The organism is Marinobacter sp. SS21, assembly GCF_028369065.1.
Lineage (GTDB): Bacteria > Pseudomonadota > Gammaproteobacteria > Pseudomonadales > Oleiphilaceae > Marinobacter.
In genome coordinates this window covers 341,121-362,685 of sequence record NZ_JAQNDA010000001.1, presented here as the reverse complement: position 1 = coordinate 362,685, position 21,565 = coordinate 341,121, and the positions used below count along the sequence as shown (strand labels likewise).

General features: G+C 65.9%; 18 protein-coding genes and 1 riboswitch. Of the genes, 5 read left to right on the top strand and 13 right to left on the bottom strand.

The genetic code is table 11. The features are described from left to right. Positions 1-12: 12 nt before the first annotated feature. A complete protein-coding gene (gene proX, locus N6L25_RS01615) occupies positions 13-1,002 on the top strand; it encodes a glycine betaine/L-proline ABC transporter substrate-binding protein ProX (protein ID WP_271977282.1) in 990 nt (329 codons plus the stop codon). Between the two features lie 46 nt (positions 1,003-1,048). Here proX and N6L25_RS01610 read toward each other — a convergent pair whose 3' ends face one another. Next, positions 1,049-1,708 carry an energy-coupling factor ABC transporter permease gene (locus N6L25_RS01610; protein ID WP_271977281.1) on the bottom strand — a complete coding sequence of 220 codons (660 nt, stop codon included), beginning with the start codon at positions 1,706-1,708 and terminating at the stop codon, positions 1,049-1,051. A 43-nt stretch (positions 1,709-1,751) separates the two neighbouring features. Beyond that, complete coding sequence (locus N6L25_RS01605; RefSeq protein ID WP_271977280.1) at positions 1,752-2,624, bottom strand: MBL fold metallo-hydrolase; 873 nt, start codon at positions 2,622-2,624, stop codon at positions 1,752-1,754. A 200-nt stretch (positions 2,625-2,824) separates the two neighbouring features. On the opposite strand from N6L25_RS01605, the gene cobS reads away from it, so the two are divergent. After that, the gene (cobS, locus tag N6L25_RS01600; RefSeq protein WP_271977279.1) at positions 2,825-3,634 is read left to right on the top strand and encodes an adenosylcobinamide-GDP ribazoletransferase; all 810 of its coding nucleotides are present in this window, start codon (positions 2,825-2,827) and stop codon (positions 3,632-3,634) included. Positions 3,635-3,724: 90 nt separating this feature from the next. On the opposite strand, the gene N6L25_RS01595 is transcribed toward cobS, so the two are convergent. The 10 genes from N6L25_RS01595 to cbiB form a co-directional block, all read right to left on the bottom strand. Then, complete coding sequence (locus tag N6L25_RS01595; RefSeq protein ID WP_271977278.1) at positions 3,725-5,185, bottom strand: cobyric acid synthase; 1,461 nt, start codon at positions 5,183-5,185, stop codon at positions 3,725-3,727. Between the two features lie 6 nt (positions 5,186-5,191). Then, on the bottom strand, positions 5,192-5,803 hold the full coding sequence (gene cobO / locus N6L25_RS01590) for a cob(I)yrinic acid a,c-diamide adenosyltransferase (RefSeq protein WP_271977277.1): 612 nt from the start codon (positions 5,801-5,803) through the stop codon (positions 5,192-5,194). Between the two features lie 44 nt (positions 5,804-5,847). Continuing rightward, the gene (locus tag N6L25_RS01585) at positions 5,848-7,161 is read right to left on the bottom strand and encodes a cobyrinate a,c-diamide synthase (protein ID WP_442915193.1); all 1,314 of its coding nucleotides are present in this window, start codon (positions 7,159-7,161) and stop codon (positions 5,848-5,850) included. Between the two features lie 10 nt (positions 7,162-7,171). Further along, on the bottom strand, positions 7,172-7,939 hold the full coding sequence (locus N6L25_RS01580) for an ABC transporter ATP-binding protein (RefSeq protein WP_271977276.1): 768 nt from the start codon (positions 7,937-7,939) through the stop codon (positions 7,172-7,174). Then, positions 7,939-8,862: a FecCD family ABC transporter permease gene (locus N6L25_RS01575; protein ID WP_442915199.1), complete on the bottom strand. Its 924-nt coding sequence runs from the start codon at positions 8,860-8,862 to the stop codon at positions 7,939-7,941. The genes N6L25_RS01580 and N6L25_RS01575 overlap by 1 nt, the downstream gene beginning before the upstream one ends. A gap of 69 nt (positions 8,863-8,931) precedes the next feature. Beyond that, positions 8,932-9,819 (bottom strand): cobalamin-binding protein, encoded by an 888-nt coding sequence (locus N6L25_RS01570; RefSeq protein WP_271977274.1) that lies wholly within the window; start codon positions 9,817-9,819, stop codon positions 8,932-8,934. Then, positions 9,804-14,003, bottom strand: a complete 4,200-nt coding sequence (locus N6L25_RS01565; RefSeq protein ID WP_271977273.1) for a cobaltochelatase subunit CobN — start codon at positions 14,001-14,003, stop codon at positions 9,804-9,806. Before N6L25_RS01565 ends, N6L25_RS01570 begins: the two co-directional genes overlap by 16 nt. Before the next feature lie 3 nt (positions 14,004-14,006). Beyond that, positions 14,007-15,875 (bottom strand): TonB-dependent receptor domain-containing protein, encoded by a 1,869-nt coding sequence (locus N6L25_RS01560; protein WP_271977272.1) that lies wholly within the window; start codon positions 15,873-15,875, stop codon positions 14,007-14,009. 193 nt (positions 15,876-16,068) lie between these two features. Further along, a riboswitch (cobalamin riboswitch) is annotated at positions 16,069-16,297 on the bottom strand. After that, positions 16,296-17,330 carry a threonine-phosphate decarboxylase CobD gene (gene cobD / locus N6L25_RS01555; RefSeq protein WP_271977271.1) on the bottom strand — a complete coding sequence of 345 codons (1,035 nt, stop codon included), beginning with the start codon at positions 17,328-17,330 and terminating at the stop codon, positions 16,296-16,298. (Overlaps the previous riboswitch by 2 nt.) Next, the gene (gene cbiB, locus N6L25_RS01550) at positions 17,324-18,262 is read right to left on the bottom strand and encodes an adenosylcobinamide-phosphate synthase CbiB (RefSeq protein WP_442915198.1); all 939 of its coding nucleotides are present in this window, start codon (positions 18,260-18,262) and stop codon (positions 17,324-17,326) included. Before cbiB ends, cobD begins: the two co-directional genes overlap by 7 nt. Positions 18,263-18,380: 118 nt before the next feature. On the opposite strand from cbiB, the gene cobT reads away from it, so the two are divergent. Genes cobT through N6L25_RS01535 form a run of 3 tightly spaced genes read left to right on the top strand, consistent with a single transcriptional unit; the run spans position 18,381 to position 20,527 of the window. Continuing rightward, positions 18,381-19,466 (top strand): nicotinate-nucleotide--dimethylbenzimidazole phosphoribosyltransferase, encoded by a 1,086-nt coding sequence (cobT, locus tag N6L25_RS01545; RefSeq protein ID WP_271977269.1) that lies wholly within the window; start codon positions 18,381-18,383, stop codon positions 19,464-19,466. Next, on the top strand, positions 19,456-20,061 hold the full coding sequence (locus N6L25_RS01540; RefSeq protein WP_271977268.1) for a histidine phosphatase family protein: 606 nt from the start codon (positions 19,456-19,458) through the stop codon (positions 20,059-20,061). The genes cobT and N6L25_RS01540 overlap by 11 nt, the downstream gene beginning before the upstream one ends. Before the next feature lie 46 nt (positions 20,062-20,107). Further along, positions 20,108-20,527, top strand: coding sequence for an HIT family protein (locus N6L25_RS01535; RefSeq protein WP_271977267.1), 420 nt, complete (start codon positions 20,108-20,110; stop codon positions 20,525-20,527). Positions 20,528-20,941: 414 nt separating this feature from the next. Here N6L25_RS01535 and cobU read toward each other — a convergent pair whose 3' ends face one another. Further along, positions 20,942-21,466 carry a bifunctional adenosylcobinamide kinase/adenosylcobinamide-phosphate guanylyltransferase gene (cobU, locus tag N6L25_RS01530; RefSeq protein ID WP_271977266.1) on the bottom strand — a complete coding sequence of 175 codons (525 nt, stop codon included), beginning with the start codon at positions 21,464-21,466 and terminating at the stop codon, positions 20,942-20,944. Between the last annotated feature and the right edge of the window lie 99 nt (positions 21,467-21,565).

Below are 21,565 nucleotides of genomic sequence, written 5' to 3'. Positions count from 1 at the left end.
GGAGCACGCACTATGAACATCAAATTGACACTCACGACGGCCCTTCTGGCCGGCAGTCTCGGCACCGTGGCAATGGCCCAGTCCATGCCCGGGGCAGGAGTGACCGTTCAGCCCATACAGAGCCCGATTGCCGAAGAAACCTTCCAGACCATGCTGATCAACGAGGCGCTGCGGGCGCTGGGCTACGATGTGCAGCCGATCCAGGAGGTGGACTACAGCGCCGGCTACACCTCCATCGCCAACGGCGATGCCACCTTCATGGCGGTGAACTGGTATCCGTTGCACAACACCATGTACGCCAATGCCGGTGGCGATAACGAATTCTACCGCAGCGGCCATTACATCAGCGGCGCCGCCCAGGGCTATCTGGTCGACAAGGCCTCCGCCGACAAATACGGCATCGACAACCTGGGGGACTTCAAGGACCCGGACATCGCCAAGGTGTTCGACACCGACGGTGACGGCAAGGCCGACCTCACCGGTTGCCAGGCCGGCTGGGGCTGCGAAGGCGTGATCGAACACCAGCTCGACGCCTTCGAGCTGCGGGACACCATCAGCCACAAGCAGGGGCAGTACGCGGCCATCATTTCCGACACCATCACCCGCTACAAGGAGGGTGAGCCGATCTTCTACTACACCTGGACCCCGTACTGGGTCTCCGGCATCCTGGTGCCCGGTAGGGACGTGGTGTGGCTGGAGGTGCCGTTCTCCGCCAACCCCAACAATTCCGACACCGAACTGCCCAACGGCCGCAACTATGGCTTCGAGATCAACAGCGAGCGCATCGTGGCCAACAAGGAATGGGCGGCCGCCAACCCCGCCGCCGCCAAGCTGTTCGAGATCATGACCCTGTCGGTGAACGACGTCAGTGCGGAGAACATGAAGATCCGCCAGGGTGAGGACTCCCAGCGCGATATCATGGCCCACACCCAGGCCTGGATCGAGAACCACCGGGCCACCTTCGACGGCTGGCTGGAACAGGCCCGCGCCGCGGCCGAGTGAGATTGGATATGGGGGACACCCATTAGGGCGCCCCCTTTCCGCTGGCTTAGCGATACCGCCGCTCATCCAGGGTCAGCAACAGCTCCGGGTTGAACACCATCAGCCCGGTCACCACGGTGCCGTTGACGAACGCCTCCGGCAGCATGATCAGCGGCAGATACTGCAGGTATTCGTGCACCAGTTGGTACCAGCTGTAGGTACCGGACGCCCACAGCATCAGCACCATCGTGCAGCCGGCCAGCGCCACCGCAATGGCCGCGCCAAAGAAACCGCAGAAGAAGATGTAAGCAAAGAAATTGCGAAAGTTGCGACGACGCTCCCACACCATGATGCCGTGGCTCACCAATGCCGGCATCATCACCGTGATCAGGCCATTGGCGGCAAACAGCAGCAACGGCTCCCGGCCGGTGATCACCACCATCAACAACGCCAGCAATCCGGCGAAGATCGCCAGCGCCCATCCCAGCATCAGGGTTACCACCGTCATGCCAAAAATGTGAATGGTCAGCCCCGGTGACAATCCGGCCCGCAGCTGCCACAGCAGGCCCAAAGCCACCGCCGCGCCCAGGCAACTGTGCTGCAACGCCCGCTCGCTCTTGAGCCGGCCCCAGTCCACCCCCATTGCCGCCAGGTACAACAGGGCGAAAAACAGCCCCCCGGTAACCCAAAGCTGGGTAGCGGAAAGAATGTTGAGGCTCATACCCATGGTGAACGCCTTTCCGAACCGCCGAAGACTCCCCGGGCGCGACTCAAACCCGGTGTACCGGAACCTTCAGGTACACCTGGCCGTTGTGCTCCGGCGACGGTAACCGGCCGGCCCGGATATTCACCTGCACCGCAAACGGGAACAGCAGCGGCATCGGCAAAGCGGCGTCCCGTTCCGTGCGTAGCGCCACGAAGGCCGGCTCGGTCACCCCCTCATGGACATGGACATTGGCCTCGCGCTGGGCGGCCACGGTGGTCTGGTAACGGATCTGCGCTGGCTCGCCGCCCTGGTAGTCGTGACACAGGAACAACCGGGTTTGCGGCGGCAGCGTCAGTATTCTGGTGATGGAACGATAGAGGGTGCGGGCATCTCCGCCGGGAAAATCGCAGCGCGCGGTGCCGCTGTCGGGCATGAACAGGGTGTCGCCCACAAAGGCGGCGTCGCCGATGACATAGCTCACACACGCCGGGGTGTGACCCGGCGTGGACAGCACCCGAGCTGTCAAGGTGCCGATGCGAAAGCGGTCGCCATCCTGAAACAGGCGATCGAATTGACTGCCATCGGCGACGAACTCGGGACCGAAATTGAAATCCTCGGCGAACCTGGCCTGCAACTGGATAGTCTGTTCACCGATTCCAGTGCGCCCGCCGAGACAGTCTTTCAGGTAAGCCGCCGCCGTCAGGTGGTCGGCGTGGACATGAGTTTCCAGCAGCCACTGCACCTCCAGCCCCGCGTCCCGCACGTAATCGATCAGGGCCTGGCAGGGCTGGGTATCGAGGCCACCGGTGGCGGCGTCAAAGGCCAGCACCGAGTCGATGATGGCGCAGGCGGTGCTGTCGGGATCACGCACCACATGACTGAAGGTGTGCGTTGCGGCATCGAGAAACGTTCGTACCTCGGGGATTGAACTGGCCATGAACGCTACCCCCAGCTGGCCCGGTCACAGGCGTTGGCGACGAAGTAATGTCAGTCCCCTTATTAAACACTCGCCAGCAGCGAGCTGCCAACCCGAACCTGCCCCAACTGACGCAATGGCAACGCCGCCAATGTCCACAGCCACTGATTCGGGCAGCGTTTGCCCTTAGAATACCGGCATCCAAGCAAGGGAGCGGAACCGTGACGGAGACCAAGGTGGCCTCGAATCGAAGACCGAATCGAGTGTGCAACAATGAATTGAATAGAGAATGGCAGGCATTCTGGCTGGCGGTGGGGTTTCTGTCGCGGGTGCCGATGCCGGTGCGGATCGACTACAGTCCGCAACTGATGAACCAGAGCAGCCTGTATTTCCCGCTGGTAGGGCTGTTGCTGGGTCTGAGTTACAGCCTGCTGTTCCTGCTGCTGGCGACGCTGTGGAGCCCGGCGGTCAGCGTGGGCCTGGTGCTGGCCTTCCATCTCTGGCTCACCGGCGCCTTCCACGAGGACGGTCTGGCGGATTGCGCCGACGCCCTCGGCGGCGGCATGACCGTACGCGACAAGCTCAAGATCATGAAAGACAGCCGCATCGGCACCTACGGCACGGTGGCGCTGGTCATGGCGCTCGGCCTCAAGGCGCTACTGTTGCTGGAGGTAAGCACCACCGCTCTGGCGTTGCTGCTGGCGCCCTGCATCGCCCGCCTCACGCCGCTGCTGCTGATGCGCTACCTGGACTATGTTTCCGACCGCGACCGCAGCAAGAGCAAACCGGTGGCCGAGTCCTTCTCCGCCGACCGGCTGTTGGTGGCTACGCTGTTCACCGTACTGGTGGGGCTGGTCGCCAGCCTGTGGTCGGGCTGGCTGCTGCTGTGGGCCACCCTCGCCACCGCCGGTACCGCCGCGCTGTGGGGCTGGAGCCTGAAGCGCCAACTGGGTGGTTACACCGGCGATGCCCTGGGCGCGAGTGTGGTGATGTCGGAGCTGGTGTTGCTGCTGTTACTGGCGTTGGGGTGATCACCGACTGTGTTTCGTAACCCAGCGGCGAGAACCCCAACCTGGGTTCGATGATCCCCAGACTGGGGCCGACCGCTGCCCAGGCATCGCTCAGATACCGAGCAATGCGGTCAACCACTCGGTATCCAGGCACTCCTCCACGGCGTCCGCCAGCCGATCCAGCTGTCTTTGCCGATGGGCGGCATAATCCACCGCCCGGCCCTGATCGTTCAGGCCCCAATGGGCCAGCAGGGCCGCGCAGGCCGCCGGCTCATCGAACACCCCGTGCAGGTAGGTGCCCATCACCCGGCCGTCGGTGCTGATGGCGCCATCCGGTTTGTCGTCCAGATTCAGCAATGGCCGTTGCAGCCCCGTGCCGGTGGTGACACCGTTGTGAATTTCGTAGCCGGACACGGTGACGGTCTCGGCGCTACCCGGCGCCTTCAGGGTACCGCGGACCCGGGTCAGCTGCTTGCCGGGGACCATGCGGGTTTGGGTCTCCAGCCAACCGAGACCGGCGGTTGTGCCGGGCTTGCCCTCCAGGCCCTGCGGATCGTCGACACGCTGGCCCAGCATCTGAAAACCGCCGCAGATGCCGAAGAGGTGGCCGCCGTAACGCAGGTGACGCTCGATCACCTCGACCCAACCATTGGCGCGTAACCAGTCGAGGTCACCGCGGGTGTGCTTGCTGCCGGGCAGGATAATGACGTCTGCCGGCGGCGGGGCCTGTTCCGGGCCGACAAACGTCAGCTCGACGCCGGGGTGCAGCCGCAGCGGGTCGAAATCGTTGTGGTTGCTGATGCGGGGCAGCACCGGCACCACGACCTTCAGGGCGCCAGCCTGGTGCTCACTGGAGGTGCCGACGGCGTCCTCGGCATCCAGCACCAGACCGTGCAGGTAGGGCAGCACCCCGTTCACCGGCTTGCCGGTGCGCTCGGTCAGCCAATCCAGCCCTGGTTCCAGCAGCGCAATGTCGCCGCGGAAGCGGTTGATGATGAAACCGCGGGTGCGCGCCCGTTCGGATTCGGAGATCAGTTCCAGGGTACCCACCAGCTGGGCGAACACCCCACCCCGGTCGATGTCGCCCACCAGCAGCACCGGACAGTCCACCATTTCGGCAAACCCCATGTTGGCGATGTCGTTGGCCCGCAGGTTGATTTCCGCCGGGCTGCCGGCGCCTTCGGCGATGATGACGTCGTGGCGCTCGCGCAACGCCTGCCAAGCCGCCTGCACCGAGTGCCGGGCCTCGGCCTTGTAGGCGTGATAATCCACGGCGTCCATGTTGCCGTAGACCTGACCCCGGAGGATCACCTGGGCACCGCAGTCGGTCTGGGGCTTGAGCAGCACCGGGTTCATGTCGCTGTGGGGCTCCAGACCGCAGGCCAGTGCCTGTAGCGCGGTGGAGCGACCAATCTCGCCGCCATCCACGGTGACCGCGCTGTTGAGGGCCATGTTCTGGGGTTTGAACGGCGCCACCGACACACCCTGACGGTGCAGCCACCGGCACAACGCCGCCACCACCGTGCTCTTGCCGGCGTCCGAGGTGGTGCCCTGAATCATTAAGGTGGTCATGGCCCCTTATAACTCCACGCCTTTCTGGGCCTTGATCCCCTGATCCTTGAAGGCATGCTTGACCACTTTCATTTCGGTCACGGTGTCCGCCAGTTCGATCAGTTCCTTGGGCGCATAGCGGCCGGTGACGGTGACGTGCTGCATCTCCGGGCGTTCGTGCAGGTCGTCCAGCACCCGGTCCAGGTCCAGGTACTCGTAACGCAGGGCGATGTTCAGCTCATCCAGCAGCACCATGTCATAGCTGGGGTCTTTGAGCATCTTGCCGGCGACGGCCCAGGCGGCTTCGGCGGCCGCGACGTCTTTCTCCCGGTCCTGGGTGTCCCAGGTGTAGCCTTCGCCCATGACGTGATAATCCACGTTGGGCAGATCCCGGAAGAAGGCCTCTTCACCGGTGCTGAACTTGCCCTTGATGAACTGCACCACCCCCACTTTCATGCCGTGCCCCAGGGCGCGGGCCACCATGCCGAAGCCGGAACTGCTCTTGCCCTTGCCCGGTCCGGTCAGCACCAGCAGTACCCCTTTCTCGTTCTGGGCACGGCTGATGCGGTCCTGCATAATTTTCTGTTTGGCCGCCATTCGGCGGGCGTGGCGTTCGGGGTCTTTGGCGTTCTCGCGCATGGCGGTTTCCTTTTTTGATGGTTGTCCCAATTTGTCAATGACTGTCACAGCGCCAGGGGCTGGCCGCGAAAGAGCCTTGCGACCAGTGCCGGGGCCGAGGGAAAGTAGCCGTGGAAATAGCTGGCGGTCAGGCTACCGACCTGGAACACCGGCTCGGCCTCGGTGCCCGCCAGCTTGCGGGTACGGGCCTGAGGCTGGAGTTCGGTGCTCAGGGACGAGCGATGATAGGTGTGCCCGCGCAGTTCACCATCCCGGGTCAGCAGGCTTTGCAGGCCCAGGGCCTGCAGTCGCGGCTCCATGGTGCTGGTGCCTGCCAGCAGCCCCAGCATGGCGTGCTCGCGGCCGTCCAGATCCACCAGCGACGAGGCACAGGCCATCAGGCCACCGCACTCGGCCAGAATCGGACGGCCGGCGCGATGGTGATCGCGGATGGCCGCCCGCATACCGGTATTGGCCGCCAGTCGGGCCGCGTGCAGTTCCGGGTAGCCGCCGGGCAGCCACAGCGCGTCGGCGTCCGGCAGAGTGTCGTCCGCCAGCGGCGAAAAGTAGCTTAGGCGCGCTCCCATGGCCTCCAGTAGATCGAGGTTGGCACGGTAGAGGAAGGCAAAGGCGGCATCCCTGGCGATGGCGATGCGCACGCCGTCCAGCAGCGGTGGCGGCGCCAACGGGGCCGGCGCCTGCAAGGTGACGGTGGCCGGCAACCGATCCAGCCCGGCCTGCGCCAACACCGCGGCGGCCGCGTCCAGTTGCTGGTTGAGGTTGGCCAGCTCCGAAGCTTGCACCAGCCCCAGGTGGCGGTCGGGAATGGCCATGGCGTCGTCCCGGGGAATCGCGCCCAGCAATTCCACGCCATCCGGCAGGCTCTGCTGCAACAGTTCGCCATGGCGGGGGCTGCCAATGCGATTGGCAATCACCTCATGAATCCGAATATCCGGGCGGAACCGGGCCAGCCCCAGGGCCACCGCGCCAAAGGTCTGCGCCATGCCGCGGGCGTCAATCACCGGCAACACCGGCAACCCGGCGAGCGCGGCCAGATCGGCGCTGGAGGGATCACCGTCGAACAGGCCCATGGCACCCTCCACCAGCACCAGGTCCGCCTCGCGGGCGGCTTCCGCCAGTCGCCAGCGGCATTCGTTCTCGCCGGTCATCCAGGGGTGAAGCTGGTACACCGGCTGCCCGGACGCCACTTCCAGCACCATCGGATCGAGGTAATCCGGGCCGTGCTTGAACACCCGGACCCGACGGCCGGCGTTGCGATGCAAGCGGGCCAGTGCCGCCGTCACGATGGACTTGCCCTGGCCGGAACCGGGTGCGGTAATCAGCGCGGCCGGTGCCTGGCCACTGAGGATGTCGGTCACAAGGTGCTCCTTAACGAACGGGGACAAAGATCGGCGCGCCATCCAGCTCGGTGGTGGCCAGGCGCTGGCCATACAGTCGTTCCAGGGCATCCGGCACCAGCATTTGCGGAGCCGGTCCCCAGCAGGCCTCGCCATCGGGGTACAGCAGCAGGATGTGATCGCACCAGCGGGCCGCCAGGTTCAGGTCGTGCAGGCACATGAACACCGCCTTGCCGGCGGCCGCCTCCCCGGCCAGCAGTTCCATCACCGCAATCTGGTGGTGCAGGTCCAGGTGGTTGGTGGGCTCGTCCGCCAGCCAGATTGCCGGTGACTGGGTCAATACGGTGGCGATGGCGACACGCTGGCGCTCGCCGCCGGACAGCGTGTTCACCAGGCGCTCTTCCAGGTGACCGACTTCCAATCGCGCCAGGGCCTGGCGGGCCAGGCTAAGATCGGCGCCGCTCTCCATCTGCCAGGAGGACAGGAACGGATGGCGGCCGATCAGCGCGGTTTCCAGCGCGGTGGCGGGAAAACCGTCCTGGCGCTCCTGGAACACCAGCCCCAGGTGCTGGGCCACGTTCCGGCGCGGCAGTCCCGCCAACGGCCGGTCATCCAGCCACACCTGGCCGGCGCGGGGCGGGCGCAGCCCCGCCAGGGTATGCAGCAGGGTGGTCTTGCCGGCGCCGTTGGGGCCCAACACCCCCCAGACCTGCCCCGGTTCGATGCCGAAGCTCAGTGGCCGGCCGGCCCCGCGTCCAGGAATATCCACCGTCAATTCGCGCAGCTGCAGATGGCTCATCAGCGACTCCGGTACAACAGGTAGAGAAAGGTGGGCACCCCCAACAACGCGGTGATCACCCCCACCGGCAGCTGCTCCGGGGCAATCACCGTGCGCGCCAGGGTATCCGCCAGCACCAGCAGGGTGCCTCCGGCGAGGGCACAGGCTGGCAGGATCAGGCGCTGGTCGTTACCCAGCACCAGCCGCAGCATGTGCGGCACCACCAACCCGACAAAGCCGATGCTGCCGGCGGTGGTTACCGCCACCGCGGTCAGCAGGCTGGCGAGCACGTACACCGTCCATTCCAGCGGCTGCACCGCCACCCCCAGCGCCGCCGCCTGCAGCGGACCACGGGCCAGGACATTGAGGCTGCGCCCCAGGGGAATGACCAGCAAACAAGAGAGGGCCAGCAGCAGCATTGCCAACCAGGGGGTGCCGGCGTAGGACAGGTCGCCCATCAGCCAATACAGCATCCCCGGCAGCCGTTGGGCCGGGCTGATGGCCAGCATCAGGGTAATGATCGCGCCCCAACCGGCCGCGACCACCACTCCGGTGAGCAGTAACCGAGACGGCGTCCAGCTGCCGGTGCCGTGGGCCAGGCCGAACACCAGCACGGTGGCCACCAGCGCGCCAGCAAAGGCCGAGCCGGAGACCACCAGGCCACCCAACCCTGCCAGCATGGCCAGCAGCGCGCCGACGGCGGCTCCGCCCGACAGGCCGAGCACGTAGGGGTCGGCCAGGGGATTGCGCAACAACACCTGCATCAGCGCACCGGCCACCGCCAGCAGGCCGCCAGTGACGAAGGCCGCCAGCGTCCGGGGCAGCCGCAACTCGAGGATCAGGGTCTGTTGCAACTCACTGCCCTGGCCGGTCAGCACCGCCCACACATCCGCCAGCGCGATGCTGGCGCTGCCCACGGTGAGCGACAGGCAGGACGCCAGCACCGAGGCCAGCGCCAATGACACCAGGGGCAGCCACCACCGGCGCGTCAAGCGACCAGCTCCGGCAATGGCTCAACGTCGCCCACGGACGATCTCCAGTTTCTCGCAGAACAGCCGGGCACCGTCCAGCAGCCGCGGCGTCGGGCGCTGGATCAGCGACGGTGGGATGAAGAACAGGTTGCCGGTGGCGGTCGCCCGCAGGCTCGGGTAGGCGCGCCAGCGCTCCAGCCATTCCGGGTTCTCTTCCCCCATGCCACCCGCCAGGATCGCCTCGGGGTTCGCCTCCAGTACCGCTTCATCGCCAATGCGGGGCACCAGCCGCGGCAGGGCGCCAAACACGTTGTCGCCGCCGCACAGGGCGACCACCTTGCCAATCAGGTGCTGGTTGTTCACCGTCATCAACGGCTCGTCCCAGACCTGGTAAAACACCGGCACCGGTGCAAGCCCACTGTATTGGGTCGCCAACTCAGCCATGCCGGCGCGGAACCGTTGCGCCTCGGCGTTACCGGCGACCTCGGTGCCCGCCAGCCGGGCCAGCCGCTCGATCACCGATGACACCTCCTCGAATTCCCGGGGCTCGATGGCAAACACCGGCAGGCCCAGGGTTTCGAGGGTGCGAATCTGCTCCTGGGGATTGCCGGTCACCCATCCGATCACCAGATCCGGCTTCAGTGCCAGCAACCGCTCCAGGTCCACCCGGGTGTGGCTGCCCACCGAGGTCACCTCACGGGCGGCGGGCGGGTAGTCGCTGAACGCCACGACCGCCACCACCTGGTCCCCGGCGCCGGCTGACCACACCAGCTCGGTGGCCCCGGGCGACAGCGCAGCGATCCGCTGTGCCGGTGCCGGCAGACAGATTTCCCGGCCAGTGTCATCGAGGGCACAGACCTCGGCCTGCGCCACCGCCATGACCGCCGTGAGCAGGGCCGCCGTTGCAATACGTGTCAGTGTGCTTGGCATAGTTCCGACTGGTTGTTGGCCCGGCCGCACACCTGGCTTTGCAGGGGCACGGCTTCGAGCGGCGCACCGCCGCGCCGGGCATTGTCAAAGGCTTCCTGTAGGGCCGGATCGAGTTGTTCCGACACCCAGTCCATCAGCGGATGGTCCGGCCGCGTGTGGCCGCTGCCGGGCAGGCCGTGCTCGATGATGCTCTGGGCAAAGTCCCGTACCAGCGGCTCCAGGGTCAGCCCGCTCGTCTCCCAGTACCCCCGTTGCGCCGCCAACAGCGCGGTGGCCTGCATGTGGCTTTTAACGTGGACATTATTGTCCTCGGCCAGGAACTCAGCCAGTCCGATGTTGTGACGATCCTGGAAGTAGACCTGGTTGACCTCATCCCACACCCACGACTTCACCACCTGCGGACTGGTGATCTGCCAGCCCCAGAGGTTGTCGAGAAAATCGCTGCCCATGGTGCGGGCACCGGCGTAATCGTGATCCATCAAGGGCTTGATCCACTGGGGGTTGAGATTACGGGACTGCAGCTCTACCAGCAACGCCCGCTGCAGGCTCTCCACTTTCGGTGCTTTCGGGTTGGCATACTGCAGCACCCGGTTGTCCGGCGCCTCGCCGCGAACGTGCTCGACCGCGTTGGACAGGCCGCCCTGGTAGTCGAAGCCATCGTCGTTATCGAGCAGGCCGTACAGGTGGCTGGCGCGGCCCAGGTAGGTGCGCTCCACCCGTGCCAGCAGACGATCAAACGCCTGATGCTCGGCCTCGCCGGAACGCCCGCTGCCGTAGGCATGGCCCATGCGGCGGCGGTAGGCACGACCGAGCTGCTCGCGGCTTTCCCAGGCCCCGGAACGGGTCGCCAGCCGGTTCACACCGGCGCCATAAGCCCCCGGGGCGGTACCGAACACCCGCAAGGCCGCCAGTGGACCGGCCTCATCGGCCCGGGTGCCCGCCGCCAGCAGCGCGGAGGTATCCGCCACCCAGCGTGCGGCCACCCGGTTGCTGGCCAGCGATTCGGCACCGCCGCGCGCCATGCCGTCGGCCAGCCCGGCCAGCGCCTGGTCGAGCGCGGGCGCCAATTGCGGATGGTCACGGCGGATGGTGTCGGCGGAGCCGGCCAGCGCCAGCAACACCGCCTGATCCAGCCAGATCAGCTGATTCTCGTACAGATCCCGGAACAGCCCGGAGGTGGTGAACAGCACGTCGCGGCGCTCCGGGCGCGGCGTGCCGGCACCCACCGGCAACCGTTCCAGGCCTTTGACGATGCCGCGGGAATTCCACACCGGCTTGATGCCCAACAAATTCAGGCCGAAGGCCACCATCACGCCTTCGTCGCGGACGGTGTCCGACGCCCACAACACCAGGGCTTCGCTGCCATCGTCATGCTGGCGATCCTGGGAACGGGCCTCCGCCGCCAGTTCCTCGGCCAGCGACCAGGCCACCCGGGTGGGAATCAGGTCACCGGACAGGGCGTGGAAATTACGGCCGGTAGGCAGTACTTCCGGCGTGCGCAGCGGATCGTTGCCGTGCCCGGGGCGGACGAAACGCCCGTTCAGGCCCGCCAGGAAGCTGGCCTTTTCCGACGCCGGCGATGCCGCCAGCCGTTGCTCCCACAGCAGCCGGGGCGCATCGGCCTCGTTGGTCATGGACTCCAGCATGGTGTCCAGGGCCTCCCGACTCCAGTCCTTGCCAAACACATGCAGCCCCAGGGGCATGAACTGCTCCTGGACGTCGGTGACGTAATGTCCGGCCTCGTGTACCAGCAGCTCCTCAGAGATCTCATCCAGCGACACCTGATCCCGGGCCAGCCCGGACTCACTGGCAATCTCCGCCTCGATGGCATCGGTCAGATTGAGCTGGCTGATTTTCTGGCGCAGTAGTTCCACCGCCCGCTCCCGGGTCGGGCTGTTGGGCTCCACCGCCGCTTCCCAGGTTTCCACCAGCTGGCGAATCTCCAGCAGTTCGTCGTACAGCTCGGTCACCGCCAGCGGAGGCGTCAGATGACTGATCATCACCGCCAGGGCCCGACGTTTGGCCTGAATGCCCTCGCCCACGCCATCCACGATGTAGGGGTAGATCAGCGGCAGGTTACCGCCCAGCAACTCGGGGTAGTCGTCCGAGGTGAGCCCGGCGCGGCGCCGGGGCAGGAACTCCCGGGTGGAATGACGACCGGTGTACACCAGGGCGTCGGCCTGGAAATGCTCCCGCAGCCAATAATAGAAGCCGACATACTGGTGGGTCGGCGGGAACGTGGTGTTGGCGTGCAGCAGTTCTTCGTCCACCTCCCAGCCCCGCGGTGGCTGCGGCCCGACAAAGATGTTGCCGAACCGCAGGCCCGGGAAGATCAGTTCGTCGTCCACCACCATCGAACGGCCGGGCGCCGCTCCCCAGCCCGACAGGCCGGGAAAGCCCGTCGCCAGCAACGCATCACGGGCGTTCACGACGTCTGCGCGGCCGCCGCCTTCGTTGAGCCGCTGCTGCCAAAACGCCTCGTACTCGTTCAGCAGCGCCACGGCCCGATCCCGGGCCGGATGCTGGTGGTTTTCCAGCAGGTGGTGGAGATCCCGGGCACCGCGATCCAGCAAGCCCAGGGCGATGTCATGTTCACCCGCCGCGAAGGCTTCTTCCAGCCGCTGATGCAGGTAACCCAGGGGGCCATCCTCCATTTCGGCTCGCACCACCGCTGGCAGGCTGGCGTAGTAGGCCCGATAGGCCGGCGCTGCCATTGATGCCACCAGGGGCGCCATCTGGCGGAGCGAACGGGGATCATCCGGCAGGCTCACACCTCGCTGCTGAATCATCGTCAGCAACGCCTTCGGCGATTCCGGCAGCGGTCCGGTCCGATAGCCCTCGGCCTTGAGCCAGCGCAGCATTTCCAGCAGCGAGGCAGGCACATCCAGGGCATCGGCGCCAACGTTCTGACGGCCCGGAGGGTGATTGTAGTAGATCAGCGCAATCCGCTTGTCGGCATTGTCCTTCAGCTGCAGCTGGTGCCAGTTATGGAGCCGATCCGCCAGCGCCACTACCCGGTCCAGCACCGGCATGGTGAGACTGAGGCGGACGCCGGTACGCTCGTCGATGACCGGAGGCTTGGCCACCGACAAGGCCATCGGCTGGCTGACGCCCTGCAACTCCGGCATGGCCAGCTGGTAGTGCACGGAATCCGAGGGCACGCCATCCACCGACAAACGCCACTGGCTTTCGGTGCGATCCGACAACCGCAGTCCCTTGATCACCGGAACGTTAAGCCGGGACAAGACGTCGTTCACCTGCTCGCGACCTTCACCGCCGCCGACCACGAAATCCTGCAGGCTGACCAGCCCGGCCAGGGTGGCCGGACCGAGAGTCGCGGGCAAATCGGTCAGCGCTTGCAGGCTGGCACCTCCCCAACGGGCGAGGATGGCGAAGCACTGGATGTTCCGCCGTTCCAGCTGGAAGCAGGCCTGGTCCAGCAGATCCCGGTCACCGGGACGGTCGCCGCTGTCCAGATCCAGCAACACCACCGCCGGGCCGGCCTCCAGTTTCAGGTCGCCGGCGCCGGCGCTGGCCTGCCCGCGCCGGTAGTAGCGAATGGCGGCGCGCGGGCTCGGAGCCGGAACAGTCATGTTCGCTCCCGCCCTGGCGAGTAGCCACTGCATCATGTGATTAAGGTGCTCTGGCGTCCGCCCCTGGTAATAGGCCCGGCCTTGCAGCCATTGGGCTTGCCCGGGGAAACGCGCCTGCTGCTCCCGCAGATGGGTACGGGCGTCAACGCCCGGGTCCGGAGCGGCAACCACCTGGCTCAAGGCATCGGCCTCCAACCCGGCAAAGGGCGAGCGGCCATCGAGCCGGGACAGCCGCACCAGACGGCGATCACTGTTGATGGCCAGCACCGGTAGGTCGCGCTGCGCCAGCAGGGCATCCACCCGCCGTTGCAGCCGCTCCACCTGATCGCCGAACACCGCCGCCAGCAACAGCGCGTCGGCCGATTGCAGCAACGAACCCAGTTCGTTGTCGCCCAGCAGCGCCAGTTGCTCCGGCGTGCGCAGGGCCACCCGGTGGTCCGGATACTGTTCCAGCAGCTGATGGGCGCCGGCGGCAAGTTCGGCCGCGGAACGATCGGAAATCACCCCGACGATGGTAGCCGCGTTGACCCAGAGCGACAGCACGCTCAGGGCCACCGCGGTCATAGCACGGTAGATCAGACGCAACTTCATGGCTTAGCGAAAATCGTAGCGTACGGACAACAGCGCGGTACGGCCGGCGGCCACAAAATCGGTGCCATCGAAACGCTCGGCGGTGGCGTACTCCTTATCGAACACATTGGCCACGGTCAGCCGGGTGCTCCAATCCTCCGCGAACGTCCAGCTGGCGCGCAGATCCAGGGTGCCGTAGCCCGGCAGGCGCTTATCGTTGGCGGCATCGTCGTAGCGGTAACCATAGGCCGCCACACTGCCGCCCACGGACCAGTTGGCGATGGCGCGATCCACATCGAGCCGCGCCGAGTGGCTGCTGCGCCGGCGCAGACGCTTGTCGGTGGCCTCGTCGCGGGGATCGGTCACCGCCACTGAGGCATTCACCCGCCAGTCATCCATTGCCAGGCCGCCGCTGAGTTCGGCGCCGCGGATACGGGCTTCGCTGACGTTCTGCGGCGACAGGGTCAGGGTGGGAATATCGAACTGCAGCTCGATCAGGTTCTCAATGTCCATCTGGTACAGCGCCAGGTCCCAGTACCAGTGGTCGTAGCTGCCGCTGGCGCCCAGTTCGTAGGCGTCCGCCTTTTCTGGCGCCAGATCCGGGTTACCGGTGAAAGAGCTGGTGCCGAAATTCTGGAAGGGCCAGTACAGGTCGTTGAAGGTCGGCGCCCGGAACGAGGAGCCGTAGCTGGCCCGAACACGGTGGGAACGGTCGATCGAGTGGCCCAGCGCGAGTCCGCCGGTTTCGTTCTTGCCGTAGGCCTCGTTGTCGTCGCCGCGCAGGCTCAGTTGCACATCGGTGGGCCCGAAATGCAGCCGCAGCTGGGTGAACAGAGCGCCGTTGGAGCGGCTGTTCTCATCGAAATCGGTGGTGCTCTTGACCTGTTCGTCCTGGAGTTCTGCCCCCAGTACCCATTCGTGGACATCCAGGGTCAGTGTGTTTTCCCAGCGCGCGGACCGGGTCAGGGTGTTGAAGGTCGAATCTGAGAAACTGCCGAAGGTTTCCTGCTCATCGCGGGCTTCGGCGAGCTGGACCGCCGTTCGCCAGTAGTCGCTCAGCGGTGCGTCCAGGCGGAAGCCGAAGGTGCGGATCATGAAGTCGGTGTTGCCGCCGTCAAACTCGGTGTTGCCCTGGGACTCCAGCAGCACCAGTGCCGCCTCGCCACCGTTGTCGAATTCATGCACCAGCCGGGCGACGCCGGCGGAATTGCGATAACCCCGGTCATCGCCGCCTTCCACCACCGGCGCGCCATCGGATTCTTTGTGCACGCCGTTCAGGCTGATGCGGGTCCGCTCGCTGCTGGCGGCTACGCCAACATTGACACGCTGAGTATCGAAGTTGCCGGCGGCCGCCTCCACCCAACCGTGATGGCCGGGCTGGGGATCAACGGTGAAGGCCTGGATCACGCCGCCCACCGCATCGGCTCCATACAGGGAACTGCGAGGGCCGCGCACGATTTCCACCCGCTCCACCAGTTCCACCGGTACAAACTGCCACGGCGCGCCACCGCTGGTGGCTGAGCGCAGGCGCACGCCGTCCAGCAGGAACACGGTGGAATCACTGGCGGTACCACGGGTGAATACGCTGGTTTGCTTGCCGAACGAACCGTTAGTGACCACGTCTATCCCTGGCTGGCCCCGCAGCAGGTCCTGCAGTTCGGACGGGTTCTGGGCGCGGATTTCATCTTCCTTGATGACGGTGACCGACGACAGACTCTCGCCAATGGTCAGTGGACCGGCGGTGCCGGTGACCACGATGGTGTCCAGTTCAGGAACACTTGCCTCCGGTTCGGCCGCCAGCGCAGCCGTCGACAGCAACACAGACGAAGACAGCAACAAAGAGGAGGAACAACCGGTCAAAACCTGGGCCGGCAACTTTTTGGTAGCAGACATAATCAACAGCTCGCTTGCATCCCGTGCGCACCCGCACGGCGATTCTTGGGGGTGCTGCGGCTGTTGCGGTCGGTGGGCGGAGACTGCTGTGGCGTAGGATGGTGCTGGCCGGTTTCACCCACCACCACTGCCCACCGCAGCGTCTGGTGTCATGAACACCCGAGGGTGGCCGCCAACAGCGGGGCCACGTCGATTGGGGTTCGTATTCCAGGCCGGTCTCCGGGCTTATGAGCGAAACCCGCGGGTTTCCGGATGGTCACCTTCCCATGCTTGGAAATCGGTTGGATTCCCTGCGGCACAGTGGCGCGTTAGACCATCTTTGACTCAATTACCGTTGCGGGGGCAGCGCCGGAGTGTCACCGGCTTCCCGTTTCACTCCCGGGCGGCGTTACCCGGGAAGCACCTGAAATCGCGCGCAGGCTACCAACTGGCGATTAATCGGTCAATGACCTTGGTCAGGGTTGCCGATAAACGGTGCCACTGGGCTTCCGTTGCCGGCAAGCCAAAACGCAGGGCCGGCGGCTGGTCAAAGACCCGCACCAGGATGCCATGCTCGGCCAGCGCCTCCGCCAAGACTCCGGCGCGCGGGTGGCGCACATACTGGAACAACAGGCTGCCACCCGCTGGCGCCATGCCCTGGGCAGCCAACAGGGTTTGCAAGCGCTCACTGTCACGCCAAAGCCTTGCCACTGCCTGATCCTGCCAGGGCCGGTCGGCAATGGCCTGAGCCATCAGGTAACGGGCTGGCCCGCTCAGCGCCCAGGGGCCGAGGCGGCGACTCAAGCCGTCGCCAAGGTGAGGATCGGTCAATGCCGCTCCGGCCCGCAGACCGGCCAGGCCATAGAACTTGCCCAGGGATTTGAGGATCACCAATCCGGGCTGTCCCGCCCACTGGGCAAGGCTGAGCGAATCCAGGCCCTCGGCAAACGCCTCATCCACCACCAACCAGCCGCCCCGGGCTGCCAGTCGTCGATACCAGGACAACAACCGGGCCGGCTCGATGCCCACCCCGGTGGGGTTGTTGGGCTGGATCCAAACCAGTACATCCAGCTCGTCCAGCCAGGCCTCGCCCGCCATCATGTCTTCGATCGCCAGCCGTCGGACCCTATGGCCAGCCACCTGCCAGGCATGACGGTGCTCCTGGTAGCCCGGATGCGGCACGCCCACCCGACACCGTGCCCGCAACTCCGGCAGGGCCTGAATCGCCGCCTGGCTGCCGGCCACCGGAATGCAGACCGCCGCCTCCGGCGCGCCGGTCCAGCCACGAATGGCGGCCGCCAGGCCGTCATCCTCTTCCGGCAACCGCTGCCAAACCACCTCCGGAACTGAGGGTACCGGCCAGCCATTCGGATTAATGCCGGTGGACAGGTCGAGCCATTGCTCACGGGGAATGCCCCAACGGCGCGCCGCCTGGTTCAGGCGCCCGCCGTGGGCGGGCGGATCCGACCTCACCATGGCAGCACGCCTGCCGCTGCCGCGCCAGCCGCCAGCACCAGCAACCACAAGCAGACGCCGCGCTGAATCAGACCGATGGCTCGCCCAATGGTGGCGGCATCCGGTGCCGGGCCCTCACCCAGCCGTGGCCGTGACTTGAGTCCACCGGCATAGGGCGCCGGCCCACCCAGGGTGACACCCAGCGCACCGGCCCCGGCGGCCATGACCGGGCCGGCATTGGGGCTGTCCCAGGCCGGAGCCTGGCTGCGCCAGCAACGCCAGGCCAGTCGACGCCGGCCCAACAGGGTGTAGGTCAGGGCGGTCAGCCGGGCCGGCAGCCAGTTCACGACATCATCCAGCCTTGCCGCTACCCGGCCAAAGCGCAGAAACCGGTCGTTCCGATAGCCCCACATCGCATCCAGGGTGTTGATCAGGCGGTGCGCCACCACCCCGGCCGGCCCCGCCAGCAAGAACCAGAACAGGCTGGCGAACACCGCATCGGCACCGTTTTCCAGCATTGACTCAGTGGCCGCCGCCGCGACACCGGCTTCGTCCAGTGCTGAGGCCTGACGACTGACGATCCAGCCAACCCGTGCCCGCGCCTCTCCCAGATTGCCTGTCGCCAGCGGTACGGCAACCGCGCCGCCGTGCTCGGTCAAACCGCGTAACGACAGCGCCGACCACAGCACCAGTACGCCGAACAGCAGATTCAACGGCTGGGGCAGCCACCACGCCATGGCCTGTACCGCCACCACGATCGGCACCACCAGCACCGCCAGCGCCACCGCCCCGCGCCAGACCGACGTTCCCCGAGCCCGGTTCAGCCGTTGCTCGAGGCCATTGGCGAGTGCGCCGAATCCCACCAGCGGATGCCAGCGGACCGGTTCCCCCAGACAACGGTCGAGTACCACGGCGGCGACACACACCAGCACAGACGAAGTAATCCAATCCACCACACTGTGTTTCCTGAAAATTCGGGCGCCCAGTCTACTCGACCAGCCCCCAGCCTTGACACCGTTTTGAGCTCATACCACCATCGACGGCTGTTGCATTCACTCAGGACCGTCAACGATGACCCTCCCGCAGAGCTGGACAACCCCTCCCCCGCCTGTCGATGACCAGGCCCGTGTTCGCGCCCAGGAGCGCCAGGGCGTGTTGACCAAGCCGCCAGGCTCACTCGGCCGGCTGGAAGCCCTGGCCATCGCCCTGGCGGCGCAACAGGGCAGCGACCGCCCACGGGCAGACCAGGTCCACATTGCGGTGTTCGCCGGTGACCACGGTGTCTGTGCCGAGGGCGTTTCGGCGTTTCCCCAGGAAGTTACCGGGCAGATGATCGCCAACTTCGCCAATGGCGGTGCCGCCATCAGCGTGATGGCCCGTCATTTGGAAGCCACCCTGGAAGTGGTCAATCTGGGCACGGTAACCCCGACCCCCGATCTCGCGGGCGTCAACAACCTGCAAATAGCGCCGGGCACCGCCAATCTGGCCCGGCAAAACGCCATGACCCTCGATCAGGTCAGCCGAGCCCTGGCCGCCGGCGACGCCGCCGCCGAGCGTGCCGCCATCGGTGGCGCCCAGGTCTTCATCGGCGGCGACATGGGCATCGGCAATACCACCAGCGCCGCCGCCCTGGCCTGCGCGCTGCTGGGGGCCGCGCCGGCGGAGCTGGCCGGTCCCGGCACCGGCCTGGACCGCCAGGGCGTCAGCCACAAGGCGGAGGTGATCGCCCAGGCCCTGGCTCGGCACGGTGCCGACCGGCAGCCGCTGTCCACCCTGGCCTCCCTGGGCGGACTGGAAATTGCCGCCCTCGCCGGGGCCATCCTGGGCTGTGCGGCCCGGCGTGTTCCGGTGCTGGTGGACGGCTTCATTGTCTCCGTGGCGGCCCTGGTGGCGGTGCGCCAGCAGCCGGCCGCGCGCGCCTGGCTGCACTTTTCCCACCGCTCCGGCGAACCCGGACACGGCCAGGTGCTGGCCGCCCTGGAAGCCGAGCCACTGCTGGACCTGGGCCTGCGGCTGGGGGAAGGCAGCGGAGCCGCGGTGGCCCTGCCGCTGTTGCGCGCCGCCTGTGCCCTGCACAACGGCATGGCCAGCTTTGCCGACGCCGGCGTCAGCAATCAAACAGCAACGGGCAGCCAAGAGGCCGGCGATGAGTCATAGAGCAACCACCGTGCTGGATCTCATCCGTCACGGCGAGCCCCGCGGAGGCCCCAAATTCAGGGGCAGCCAGGACGATCCCCTGAGCGAATTGGGCTGGCAGCAGATGCGGTCGGCCATCTCACCAGACGATCGGTGGGATGCGATTGTCACCTCACCGCTGTTACGCTGCATCGAATTTGCCACCGAACTGGCGGAACAGCGCAACCTGCCCCTGCATGTGGAAGACCGGTTGCGGGAGGTCAATTTCGGCAAATGGGAAGGCAAAACCACCGATGAAGTCATTGCCGCCGAGGGCAACCGACTGTCCCGGTTCTGGGAGGACCCGGTGGCCAACACGCCGCCGGGGGGCGAGTCTATTGTCGATTTCCACCGGCGGGTCAGTGCCGGCTGGCAGCACTGGCGCGAGCAATTGGCCGGCCAGCGGGTGCTGGTGGTGTGTCATGGCGGGGTGATCCGGATGATACTGGCGGAGGTGATGGGGGTACCGTTGCAGCGCTCATTCGCCGGGATTGCGGTGCCCTACGCCTGCCGCAGCCGTATCCAGGTGGACGTCTCGAGCTATGGCACTTTAAGTTGCCTGTACCGGCATGGCTGAGACCGCACATCATAAACAACCACGACTCCAAACAAGGACCGCCATCGTGAGCTACGATCACAACAACATCTTCGCCAAGATCCTCAAGGGCGAGCTGCCCTGCATCAAGCTGTATGAGGACGACCACACCCTGTCGTTCATGGACATCATGCCCCAGGCGGACGGCCACGCCCTGATCATCTCCAAGGAGCCGGCCGAGACTTTGCATGATCTGTCGCCGGAGGCGGCCGCCGCCTGCATCCAGACCACCCAGAAGATCGCCAAGGCCGTCGAGACCGCGCTGGAGGTGCCGGGCACGGTGGTGATGCAGCTCAATGGCAAGGGCGCCGGTCAGACCGTTCCCCACGTGCATTTCCACGTGGTTCCCACCTCCATTGCCCAGCTGAGGGCGACGCCCCATGCCGCCAATGCCGCACAGCAGGAACGGCTGGAGGAGTTTGCCCGGAGGATCAGGGAGTATCTCTAGGCCCCTGTAGCCTGACACTCAGGTGGCGGTGGTCAGGCGGGAAGCTTACTCCACTCTCCTCAAAGGTACGTCCCTGTACCTATCGGAGACCGCGGCATCCATGCCGCTGCTACACAAGCCTGCCCCCTGACCACATTCAAGCCATGGAGATATCGCTGGCTTAACCTTCAGCTTCCTAATCGAGATAGTTTACTTACATCCCCCTAACACCGGCGATATCGCCACCGCCAGAAAGCGAGCAGCAGAGGCTTTTCCGTAGCAGCGGCAAGGATGCCGCGCTGCCCGCCCAGGCACATGGACGTGCCTTGAAGGGCAGCGAAGGAAAAGCCTCTGCTGCTCGCCGGCACGGAACACCCAGGCTAGGGCAGAGCATTCCGTGAATCCAAGCGTTCCCTACCGCAGTCCTCAGCTGATTTATCCTTCCTTCAAAACCAGGGGCAACCCCGCCACACTCATCATCACCCGGTCACAACGCTGGGCCAGGGCCTGGTTGAGCCAACCCAGTTCGTCGCAGAACCGACGGGTGAGCGGGTCCATGCCGATGGTGCCCAACCCCACTTCGTTGCTGACAATCACCAACGCTCCGGGATAGGCGGTCACCGTTTCCAGAAAGGCAGTGCGCTCCCGTTTGAAGACCTCGTCGCCGGCGTGCAACAGATTACTCACCCACAGGCTCATGCAATCAATCAACAAACACGGCGGCTCGTCGCACACCGCTGCCTCCGCCAACGCCTCGGCCAGCGCCAACGGTGCTTCCCGCAGCCCCCAATGCTCGGGACGTCCCTGCTGGTGGCGGCGAATCCGTGCCGCCATTTCCTCATCCCCCGCCGTTGCCGTCGCCACGTAGACCACGTCGCCGTCATGGGCCTGCGCCGTGCGCTCGGCCATGCCGGTCTTGCCCGACCGGATACCACCTAAAACCAAGGTACGAACCGCCAATTCCGTTACTCCCTCGCCACGGGCCTCGTGTCGCCGACACCCGCCTGATTAAATTTTGGCCCAATGTGATGCAGTTCACATTTTGGCGTTATGCTACAA

Coding starts and splice junctions, on each gene's coding strand:
- proX (WP_271977282.1), top strand. CDS start 13: ATGAACATCAAATTGACACTCACGACGGCCCTTCTGGCCGGCAGTCTC.
- N6L25_RS01610 (WP_271977281.1), bottom strand. CDS start 1,708: ATGGGTATGAGCCTCAACATTCTTTCCGCTACCCAGCTTTGGGTTACC.
- N6L25_RS01605 (WP_271977280.1), bottom strand. CDS start 2,624: ATGGCCAGTTCAATCCCCGAGGTACGAACGTTTCTCGATGCCGCAACG.
- N6L25_RS01595 (WP_271977278.1), bottom strand. CDS start 5,185: ATGACCACCTTAATGATTCAGGGCACCACCTCGGACGCCGGCAAGAGC.
- cobO (WP_271977277.1), bottom strand. CDS start 5,803: ATGCGCGAGAACGCCAAAGACCCCGAACGCCACGCCCGCCGAATGGCG.
- N6L25_RS01580 (WP_271977276.1), bottom strand. CDS start 7,939: ATGAGCCATCTGCAGCTGCGCGAATTGACGGTGGATATTCCTGGACGC.
- N6L25_RS01570 (WP_271977274.1), bottom strand. CDS start 9,819: ATGCCAAGCACACTGACACGTATTGCAACGGCGGCCCTGCTCACGGCG.
- N6L25_RS01565 (WP_271977273.1), bottom strand. CDS start 14,003: ATGAAGTTGCGTCTGATCTACCGTGCTATGACCGCGGTGGCCCTGAGC.
- N6L25_RS01560 (WP_271977272.1), bottom strand. CDS start 15,875: ATGTCTGCTACCAAAAAGTTGCCGGCCCAGGTTTTGACCGGTTGTTCC.
- cobD (WP_271977271.1), bottom strand. CDS start 17,330: ATGGTGAGGTCGGATCCGCCCGCCCACGGCGGGCGCCTGAACCAGGCG.
- cobT (WP_271977269.1), top strand. CDS start 18,381: ATGACCCTCCCGCAGAGCTGGACAACCCCTCCCCCGCCTGTCGATGAC.
- N6L25_RS01540 (WP_271977268.1), top strand. CDS start 19,456: ATGAGTCATAGAGCAACCACCGTGCTGGATCTCATCCGTCACGGCGAG.